This window comes from Mesorhizobium sp. M0159, from assembly GCF_040322295.1.
Taxonomy (GTDB): domain Bacteria; phylum Pseudomonadota; class Alphaproteobacteria; order Rhizobiales; family Rhizobiaceae; genus Mesorhizobium.
Genome location: NZ_JAMYTF010000097.1, coordinates 1 through 9,548, shown reverse-complemented (window position 1 = coordinate 9,548; position 9,548 = coordinate 1). Strand labels below are relative to the sequence as shown.

The 9,548-nt window shown below is 58.9% G+C and carries 9 protein-coding genes; 6 read left to right on the top strand and 3 right to left on the bottom strand.

The window, feature by feature from the left end; all coding sequences use genetic code 11:
• The coding region (locus tag NKJ32_RS34575; protein WP_352830380.1) for a glycogen debranching N-terminal domain-containing protein at positions 1-749 on the bottom strand (749 nt) is incomplete at its 3' end.
• A gap of 254 nt (positions 750-1,003) precedes the next feature.
• Complete coding sequence (locus tag NKJ32_RS34570) at positions 1,004-1,582, bottom strand: recombinase family protein (protein WP_352830377.1); 579 nt, start codon at positions 1,580-1,582, stop codon at positions 1,004-1,006.
• 726 nt (positions 1,583-2,308) lie between these two features.
• On the opposite strand from NKJ32_RS34570, the gene NKJ32_RS34565 reads away from it, so the two are divergent.
• The 6 genes from NKJ32_RS34565 to NKJ32_RS34540 all read left to right on the top strand — a co-directional run bounded on the left by NKJ32_RS34565 (position 2,309) and on the right by NKJ32_RS34540 (position 8,313).
• The gene (locus NKJ32_RS34565) at positions 2,309-2,536 is read left to right on the top strand and encodes a hypothetical protein (protein ID WP_352595417.1); all 228 of its coding nucleotides are present in this window, start codon (positions 2,309-2,311) and stop codon (positions 2,534-2,536) included.
• A 345-nt stretch (positions 2,537-2,881) separates the two neighbouring features.
• A complete protein-coding gene (locus NKJ32_RS34560; protein WP_352595415.1) occupies positions 2,882-3,136 on the top strand; it encodes a DUF982 domain-containing protein in 255 nt (84 codons plus the stop codon).
• A 478-nt stretch (positions 3,137-3,614) separates the two neighbouring features.
• Positions 3,615-3,860, top strand: a complete 246-nt coding sequence (locus NKJ32_RS34555; RefSeq protein WP_352625652.1) for a DUF982 domain-containing protein — start codon at positions 3,615-3,617, stop codon at positions 3,858-3,860.
• Between the two features lie 8 nt (positions 3,861-3,868).
• A complete protein-coding gene (locus NKJ32_RS34550; protein ID WP_352625651.1) occupies positions 3,869-4,108 on the top strand; it encodes a DUF982 domain-containing protein in 240 nt (79 codons plus the stop codon).
• Between the two features lie 538 nt (positions 4,109-4,646).
• Entirely contained in the window at positions 4,647-6,545 is a 1,899-nt protein-coding gene (ligD, locus tag NKJ32_RS34545) for a DNA ligase D (protein ID WP_352594641.1), read from the top strand.
• A gap of 106 nt (positions 6,546-6,651) precedes the next feature.
• Positions 6,652-8,313, top strand: a complete 1,662-nt coding sequence (locus tag NKJ32_RS34540) for a DNA polymerase/3'-5' exonuclease PolX (protein ID WP_352594639.1) — start codon at positions 6,652-6,654, stop codon at positions 8,311-8,313.
• A gap of 21 nt (positions 8,314-8,334) precedes the next feature.
• On the opposite strand, the gene NKJ32_RS34535 is transcribed toward NKJ32_RS34540, so the two are convergent.
• Positions 8,335-8,973 (bottom strand): hypothetical protein, encoded by a 639-nt coding sequence (locus tag NKJ32_RS34535; protein ID WP_352594637.1) that lies wholly within the window; start codon positions 8,971-8,973, stop codon positions 8,335-8,337.
• Positions 8,974-9,548 lie beyond the last annotated feature (575 nt).

Below are 9,548 nucleotides of genomic sequence, written 5' to 3'. Positions count from 1 at the left end.
CTCCCAGTTGGCCTCGGATCGGCCTTGTGTGCGTCAAATTCTGCAGAAATGGTTTGACAGTCAGCGATGACCTTGGCGCGCCCCGTCCAGCCACGTGTCAGCGGAGCGGCGAACTTCCTCTCGGTCGGCGATGGCCACAAACGAGGAGCGTGGAGCGGAAATCGATCTTTCGCCTTCAGGTACGTCGTTCCGGTATCGAGCCCTTCGGACCGAAATGTGACGCTTGCCTCGCTGATCAGCCCGTCATGGGCACGACCGCGACGGCTACGCGTGGTGCCGCGCAACTCGAACATGTCTCGGAAATCGGCATCGAAGTCGAGCCGGACCGGCAACGCAATCTCGCGCGCGGAGTAGTTGGTGAAGGTAATACGCTCGAACATGCGGTCTTGCCAGATGAACCGGCTCCGATCGATGTGTACGGCGCTCGCTGGAACTTCACTGCCGTTTGGCCCCACTGCGGCGAGATTGGTTAGATTGGCTGTGAACAAGATGTTGTCTTGCGACAAGGACGCGCCAAGCAATGAGGGCATGCGGTCAGCGATCAACAGCCGGAAGCGCGACAGCACACGCGTGTCGTCGCAGAAGAGCCCGTCGCCCGTGCCTCGTATGTCGCCGTAGCTGTCGGCGACGACGAAGCCGTCCTCGTGCTTCAGCGCAAATTGCCGATGCGGTTCGCGCGGTGCGGATTCATCGAGTACCGGGAGAGCCAAGGCGGGATCAAGTTTGCGTTCTTCGACTTCAGTATTCATATCAGCCCTCTTGTCCAAGAGACTAGGCCGATGGGACTGTCAGGAATCTTGTGCGTGAGGCCGGTTGTCGTCATTGCTCCTTTGTTGGGTGTGGTCGATGGGACTGATTGTCCCCATGGAAAGGCACTGATCAGGACACACGCGCCTCGCCAAAGCTACAGGCAGTCGCAATGCAGGGAGAACCGTGCGGGTCAGCTTGGGAGAGGAGCGTTTCATAGTCTGGTGGGGCCTAATTCGCCTCGTAGTTCTAGTGGTCACCCTATCGGCTCACCGGTCCCCTGAAGCGCCCGATAGACGCTCCGCTCACTGACCCCCAGTTCCTTGGCTATCGCTGTTCTGGTCATGCCCTCGGCATCCAACTTCACGATCTTGTCGCGCTTCCCCATCGCTGTCGGCTTCCGTCCTGGGTACTTGGTCTTGTCGCCTTTTGCGGCATCGATCCCGATCCGTTGGCGCTCCAGCACGACGCTACGCTCAAACTCCGCGAACGCCCCGAACATCGTCAACATGAGCTTGCCGGTCGAGGTCTTGGTGTCGACCGTGTCGCCGTTGAAGTCGAGGATACGCAGCGCTACGCCACGCCCCTCCAAGTCCTCCACGATCTCGAGAAGCTGTCTGACGTTCCTCGCTAGGCGGTCCATTTTGGTCACCGTCAGCGTGTCACCCGCTTCCAGCCCCTCCACGAGCCGCTCAAGCCGCTCCCGCCTCGAAGCGGCCCCAGAGACATGCTCCTTGTACACACGCTTGCATCCGGCCTTCTCCAGCGCCGTCACCTGATCGTCCAATCCGGCTACCTGATCTGTGGTCGAGGTCCGCGCGTATCCGAAGTTCATGGGTCTTCCTTCCTGCCATTAGGCTACCTGCCAAATCCGATACCCTGCCAAAATACGGAAAGCAACCCTCTTGTCATGCTAAATCCGTGGGGCGGCACCCTGCCACAAGAGCCTGCCCTATTGGCATCACAGCGTGAGCAAACATTGGACAGAAGCATTCCAACGTTCACGATGTGCAACACCGACGCTAGATCGACACGAATCTTCAGTTCAAAGAGCGAGGATTAATGCTGCGGCAAACCAAGGGGGCACGGGGGGCTTCGCGCGAGCCAGTTATCCGATCTCCCGCTCAGAAATTTCTACCAAATATTCCGACCTCCTGATGGAACCCATTCGTTGCGGGCGAGTTGCGGCTCATTGGGACGGACTTCCCGAACATGACAACGAGCAACAAAGCAGACCATCAGTCTGTCTCCGAAGCGTTTCGGAAACTGATCCGTTCCGAAGGCTATCGTCATCACGTACAAACGTTCTTAAATCTGGAGGTCGAACCAGAACTGCCGCCAACCCTACAGTCATTACTTGCGGCTATTGATCGGGCCAAACAGGGACCGACAGAAGAAGGTTCCTAGCCGGCTGGCTGAGCGTCAGGTCAAAGAGTATAGAAGCTCGCTTCGTGGCTTGTCCCTGATTCCCACTCAGAAGTTATCAAACATTCTGCTTGATTTTTCTCGACAGAGGATCATGAATGTTCCCTTGGGTTCTCGCTGAGGTGGGAGGCCTTGTATGAACGTTTGGACGAACTGCCGACCCGACAAAGTGACTGCCAAACACCTTGTTCACGAGCTGATCCTACAAGCCCGTCGCGGCCAAATCATCTCCGTCAAAGGGACTATCGCAGCGGTGCGCCGAGACGGGCCACATCTGGCGGAAACTGACTGCGAGCTGGTGGAGCTTATTGTCAATGTTGCCCCAGCCTTTGGCCTGTTCGTCGGGTTCGATCTTCGCGAATAACCGCTTCCTCAACAGGGCGGACCGTGGCGACACGGTCTCGATCAAAGCTGCACTACGCGAAGCTCGGGAGGCTGCGCCTTGCTTGGTGGCCTCTGACGAAGAACTAACCGGGGCAATCGACGAGGCAGCAACTGCCATGGGCCTCTGCGTGGCTTTCGACGGTCGCGAGTAGCTGTCAGCCAAATTCAGTCACTGTGGCATCGCAACGGAAGCGCGCCGTCCTGCGCTAGTTAGAGGTAATCCGCAATTACCTTCGCAGGATGCTAAATCTGCCTGTAGAACGGGAGCTGCCGGCTGAGCAGTATAGGCTGGAGGAACTTGATCGGGCCGACAAAGAGTGACCGCATGGCTCTCCACTGGTTCAACCCTCCGGTCCCCGTCAAGACCGAGCGTCCCGGGATCATCCGCAATGTCAACAACGCCGAGGCAGCCGGCGAGGAGCTTATGAAGTGGACCAAGCGTGGCCCTTGGTGGGACCTCGCGGTGCGCGTTTGCATGGCCGTGATTTTCGACGAGATGGAACCTGAGGAGGCCCGCAAGGCATTCCTGGCTGCTGCAAAAGAGGAGGGGACACTACTCCCCCCAATGACGACTAGCTAAATTGGATGGGGTACAAGGTTCTATGTGTCTCTGACCAACACCGCCCTCGCGAAAGGAGCCCGCCGCCAAGCATGGAGATGAGAGGCGACGGACCCCCCCCACAGCGGCTGCACATCCACGAAGATCGACCGCTGCAAGCTCTAAACCCGCGAGGGCCTACATCGTTCCTTAGCTGCGGCTAAAGCGGGGTTGGTCAGCGGGCTCTTCCCGCTCTAAGTTCCCTCTTATGGTCCCCTCTGGTTCGCTCCCCCGGTCTACGTGAAGACGAAACGTCCGGGCATTCGCAATGGGGTCAGCCACGTCGAGGGAGCCGCCGAGGAACTCCTGGCATGGGACACAAAGGGCCCGAGGTGGACGAAGGCGGTCCAATCCTGCGTCGACGCGTTCGAGGGCAGGATGTCCCCCATGAGGTCCGTGAAGCCTTTGAGGTGGCTGCCAAGGAGGCCAACGTGTATCTCTCCCCTCAGTAGGAGGTATCATGGCGCCCATCTGGTTCGTCCCTCCGGTGTTCGTGAAGACTGAAACCGGTGTCAGGCATGGCTGCAACAACGCGAAGGAAGCCCTTGAGCAGCTCAAGATGTGGACCCGGCGAGGGCCTCGCTGGCATAAGGCGGTGACCCTCTGCCTGTCAGCCTTGGAGGGCGATCCGATTGACCCTCATGTAATACGAAAGGCCTTCGAGGCTGCCGCTAAGGAGGCCAAGGTGTATCTCTCACCAGAGTAGGAGTTGTCGTGGCAACCCATTGGTTCTCCCCTCCGGTGTACGTCAAGACCGACCGACCTGGGGTCACCTACGGGTGCAACAACGTCGAGGGTGCCGCCGAGGAACTCATGAAGTGGACCAAGATGGGACCTAAGTGGAGGAAGGCTGTGCAACTGTGCGCCGACGCCTTTCAGGACCGTGTGACTCCGGAAGAGGTCCGTCAGGCTTTCGAGGCTGCTGCCAAGGAGGAGGGGGTGCTGCGTGAGTAGCAGGCCGGTGCCCATGGCTATGTTGGGAAGGACCCGTTAGGCTGTCTAATGCTGACTAAGTCCCGCGCTGCTCGAAATAGACCCGGATACGAGAGCATTCACTCTGGTCCGCGCATTCATGGGCCATTTTGCACTTCTTGAAACTGGCATCGGAGCTGCTCTGGGCGAGGTAGTTGGCGTCAATGGGGCACGTCGAGTAATCATCAATCGAACATAGGGTTCGACGAGAAGATCAAAACCGTACGCACAGGGGACCGGAACCGGATGTCAGGCTTCTAAAGCCGATGGCAGAAACCGGATACGCTGTGGCGGCATTTGAGGGCCCGTTCCTGCTCTTGATTATTGCCTGTGAGCTGTGCGCGAAAATCGGGAATGGAAGGGCCGGAGGCAGGAAGCACGGCCTCAGGCCGAGGCGCTAATCAAGCGGGTCGGCAATGATCGCGAAAAGCTCAACACGGCCGCCAGCGAAACTAAAGAAGTAGTCGCGCGTTGGACGGCAAATAACGCTGTTTCGTCTCTGAGTATGGTTTAGGTCAGGGTGGTCAAGCCAACGTCGCGTAAGGCAATCAATGCGTCGAGCGCTAGTCAAGCGAAGTCGCCCGCTCGTGACGAGGTCACTTTAGCGCCGCCCGCTTTCCGGCCGGTCCAGCTCGCAACGCTCGTGGACACGGTCCCTGCCGGCGATCGTTGGATCCATGAAATGAAATACGACGGCTATCGTATTCTCGTTGCGGTCGGCGGAGGCGAGGCGCGAGCCTACACACGATCTGGTCTGGACTGGTCTAGCCGTTTTCCCTCGGTCCTCTCCGAGGCTCGCAAGCTCAAGGTGCGCTCCGCCCTGATTGACGGCGAGGCCGTGGTTGTCGATGCCGAAGGAAGATCTAACTTCCAAGCGCTTCAAAATGCATTGAAGGGTGCCCCGGCGACTATCGACTTTTATGCGTTCGATCTGCTGCAGCTCGACGGCGAAGATCTGACAAGGCTTCCTCTTGTTGAGCGCAAGGCGAAGCTGGAGGCGATCTTGCCTGCGAAAAATCCGGTCCTTCGTTACTCCGACCATATCCTCGGCCGCGGAGAAGAGCTGCTCGATCGCTTCTGCGCTGCCGGCCTTGAGGGCGTCATCTCAAAGCTCGCGGATTCGAGTTATGTGGCGGCCCGCGGCGCAAGCTGGCTGAAGATCAAATGCATCAGGCGGCAGGAATTTGTGATTGTCGGCTGGACGCCGTCCGACAAGGTCCGCGCGTTTCGGTCCTTGATCCTTGGCGTTCATGACCGCGGCAAGCTGCGTTACGCCGGGAAAGTCGGCACCGGCTTCGATACCGCTGAACTTCTTCGTCTCTTGAAGATCATGGCGCCGCTTGAGCAGAAGGCCGCCACCGTCGACGCACCACGCGCCGAAGTGCGCGGCGCACACTGGCTCCGTCCGAAACTGGTCGCTGAGATTGCCTTCACCGAAATGACAAATGAAGGGACGTTACGACATCCGAGCTATCTTGGTCTCCGTGAAGACAAGAAGCCGGAGGCGGTCGTGCTCGAGACGGAACGTCATGCAGCCGATCTCGCCGCGTCTGCGACAACCGCCATCGCGATAAGTAACCGTGACCGCGTCATCTATCCGGAGTCCAACATCACCAAGGGACAGCTTGCCGACCATTACGCAGCGGTCGCGGCGATCATGCTTCCTTGGGTTGGCAGCCGGCCGATCAGTCTGGTTCGATGCCCACAGGGCCGCGCGAAGAAGTGCTTCTTCCAAAAACACGACGCCGGCAGCTTTGGCGACAAAGTCCACCACGTCGGCATCACGGAGAAGGACGGGCACGAGGAACCATATCTCTATGTCGACGATGCCGACGGACTCATGACTTGCGTCCAGATGGGAACGATCGAGCTGCATGGATGGGGGGCTCGGATCGAGGATGTCGAAAAGGCCGACCGCCTCGTGTTCGACCTCGACCCCGATGAAGGCCTCGATTTTGAGGCCGTCCGCGCCGCTGCCTTTCAGTTCCGCGCTATCCTTAAATCTCTGGGGCTTACGACTTTCCCGATGCTGACGGGAGGCAAAGGAGTGCACGTCATCGCGCCCCTCACCCCTGGCGCCGAGTGGCCAGAGGTGAAGGACTTCGCGTCTCGCCTGGCGCAGGCGGTCGCCCAGAGCGATCCGGCCCATTTCACGGCTGTGTTGTCAAAGGCGCGCCGCAAGGGTCGCATCTTTGTGGACTATCTACGCAATCAGCGCGGGGCGACCGCGATCATGCCCTACAGCGCAAGATCACGTCCGGGCGCTCCTGTCGCGGCACCGATCACGTGGGCGGAGATGAAGACAATAGATGCGCCCTCTCATTTCCACGTGGGCGATGCTCCTGAATTAAAGAAACGCGCCGCCTCCAAAGCTCTGGCGGGATGGGGTCGCGCTGACCAATCCTTGCCCAATCTGTAGCGCCGACGCGGGAAGAGGCAGTAAAGCCGGGATTTAAAGGGCAACGCGGCGCTCATGGTCTTGCCTGATTGGAACCTGCGGAGATCGGCCTCGTTGGGCTGAAGCCATGGCAAAAAGCGATCCGAGGACCGTCGCCAGTCTTTTGAGGGAATACGCGCAACGGGCGTCTATGCGCGGCGACAATCCCTATCGCACAAAGGCATACTTGCGCGCGGCAGACAGTCTGACGGCGCTGTCGCAGCCGCTTGATCGGATCATCGCCGCCGGCGCCCTCACCAAGATCCCGGGGATCGGTGACGCGATCGCAGACATCGTGACCAAGCTTTACCAAACCGGCACGCACCCAAGCCTTGAGAAGCTGCGCGAGGATGTTCCAGCTGGCGTGATGGAGCTGTTTGCCATACCCGGGCTTCGTCCCGATAAGATACTGAAGCTTCATCAGGCGCTCGGCGTGAACTCGCTGGCGGAGCTCGAGGCCGCAGCAAGAGAAGACCGCATCCGCCCTGTCAAAGGCCTCGGCGCCGCGCTTCAGACAAAGCTGCTGCAGAACCTGGCCATCGTGCGAAGCGGCGAAACGCAACTTCACCTGCACAAGGCCGCCGCTCTTCTCCACCATGCGGTCATATCGGTAAAGCAACAGCATCCAGAGTTTTCGCGCGTGGAAATTGCAGGTGACTTCCGACGCGGTTGCGAGCTCGTTTCCGACTTCGCCCTGGTAGCACAGGCCAGAAAGTCGACTGGAATCGAGGATACGACCCTCAGGCTTGTTGTCACGGACAGGAAGCACTTTGGCGCGAGCCTGCTCGAAGCAACCGGTTCGGCAGACCACCTTGAGCAACTGAAGACGTTCGCGGCCGACAAGGGATTCACCCTAAACGCCGACGGGCTCCATCGCGGGAGAAAGCTGATCGCGTCAGCGACAGAAGAAGAAATCTACCAAGCTCTAGACTTGCAGTTTATCGAACCTGAATTGCGCGAAGGCAGGGACGAGATTGAGCGAGCGGCAAAGCAGAAGCTACCCGCCCTCATTCGGGATGAAGATCTGCATGGCATCCTGCATTCTCACACGACCGCATCCGATGGCACCGAAACGCTTGAGGCAATGGCTGAAGCCACGCGTAGGCGCGGTTTCGAATACTATGGTGTCGCCGATCATTCGCAGTCCGCTCACTACGCAGGCGGCCTTTCGTTGCAGGAGATTGCTGAACAGCACCGCGAAGCTGACCGGCTGAACAAGGCATACAATGGAAAATTTCGCATATTGAAGGGCATCGAGGCGGACATCCTGGCGGATGGCTCGCTCGATTACCCGAATCATATCTTGGAGCAGTTCGATTTCGTCGTCGCGAGCGTGCACAGCCGCTTCAAGTTGCCCAAGAAGGAACAGACGGAGCGTATCATTGAGGCGATCGGAAATCCTCGGACGACAATTATCGGGCACATGACCGGTCGCCAGCTGTTGCGCCGGCCCGGTTATGATCTCGACGTCGACAAAGTCCTCAAAGCGTGTGCGAAACACGGCGTCGCTGTCGAAATCAACGCACATCCGTGGCGACTCGACCTCGACTGGCGCTGGCATCAAAAGGCACTCGATCAGGGCTGCATCTTCAGCATCAATCCGGACGCTCATTCGATCCGCGAGCTCGACCACATGCATTGGGGTGTCGAGATGGCGCGCAAGGGCGGTGTTCCTGCGAAGCGGGTCCTGAACGCGATGCGTTTGACGGCCCTTCTTGCGCATCTCGCACGGCGCAGGCAAACGTCCTAAACTGCTTGTGCGCCCGGCCTATCAGCGCAGGAGTCCGTCATTCTCAAAATCTTCCCAGCCGCGCAAACTGGAGTGCGCGTTCTCGTCGGGGCCGTAGCCAGTTGAAGCTGCAGTTCCGCGACCGCTTCTTTGAGCACGTTTCATAGCGGCCTTCCCCGCGGCTCGCCGCCTGTTCTCTGCAGCTGTCGCTGCGTCCTGTTCGCGCCAGACCGTAACCAGGTCGCGGTCAAGCACATCCTCCACGTGCTCCGGGTCGAACACGTGAAAGGTGATGTTCCTTGCCCGCCCGCGGAGTTTCACGGTTTTCGTCCCGGCGCTCTGCAAGCGACCATCTTTCAGCCAGCGGTGCCGTTCGGCCGTCGAGATCGTCAGAATGTCCTCGATTTCACGGGGGATTACGGGCAGGTCTTCGATATTCTGCAGTGCTTTGGATACGATCCCGAATACCACCTGCACATCATTCTCGGCGCCCTCAGACAGGCGCAGGGTAAGCACGCGGGACTCGATATTGAGCAATTTCCTGAACTCCGTTGGAAGGCGGGCGCGTATTTCGAGAAAAATACCCCTCGCTCTGACGGACGATCCAAACGTTGCAGCCGGGGTTAAAGGCCACTCTCCAATCAGCTTCGCTGTTGCATTGATTTTTCGGCGCGTGGACATGCCCCTTTATATAGGTCACCGATTGTCGGCAGCGACGAGCCGATCGCAAAGCCAACATGAGTTCTAATCCGCCAGCGGTCTGAACCACGATGCACTAAAGGCGCAACCACGATTGTTAGCGGGGCCGCTTGCAACTTCGGCTAACAGGAAGCGGCAGAGTTAATCTCAAAGTGCGATATCAGGCGCGTTGCCGCCTGGCGGCTTTTTGGGGGCCGCAACCTGACCGTCCGTGATTGGGAGCCACATGACTAAAGCAGCTGTTCGGCTATTGAGTCTTGACAGGCGTCCTAGGCACCCGCGGCGTTCGAATTCAATCGCAAATCCCGCGTCGATCGCGCTTCGCGCAATGAGATCCCCAAGTTCCCAATCCGTGAGGTCGCAAAGCGGAAATATTACAGCGTGGCTAACCTCGGATATCGAAATGCACGGCCTGCCGACATTGTCGATCAGGTAACGGACAAACGTCCGACAGGTGGGCATCTGCGCGAGCGCAGATCCCATGGGGAGTGGATCGTGGCCCGCACTCTGGCAGAGTGGGCCATCGCAACTCGCTCTTTGGAGGCCCTTTCATGCAT

Coding starts and splice junctions, on each gene's coding strand:
- NKJ32_RS34535 (WP_352594637.1), bottom strand. CDS start 8,973: ATGTCCACGCGCCGAAAAATCAATGCAACAGCGAAGCTGATTGGAGAG.
- NKJ32_RS34540 (WP_352594639.1), top strand. CDS start 6,652: ATGGCAAAAAGCGATCCGAGGACCGTCGCCAGTCTTTTGAGGGAATAC.
- NKJ32_RS34565 (WP_352595417.1), top strand. CDS start 2,309: ATGAACGTTTGGACGAACTGCCGACCCGACAAAGTGACTGCCAAACAC.
- NKJ32_RS34555 (WP_352625652.1), top strand. CDS start 3,615: ATGGCGCCCATCTGGTTCGTCCCTCCGGTGTTCGTGAAGACTGAAACC.
- NKJ32_RS34570 (WP_352830377.1), bottom strand. CDS start 1,582: ATGAACTTCGGATACGCGCGGACCTCGACCACAGATCAGGTAGCCGGA.
- NKJ32_RS34560 (WP_352595415.1), top strand. CDS start 2,882: ATGGCTCTCCACTGGTTCAACCCTCCGGTCCCCGTCAAGACCGAGCGT.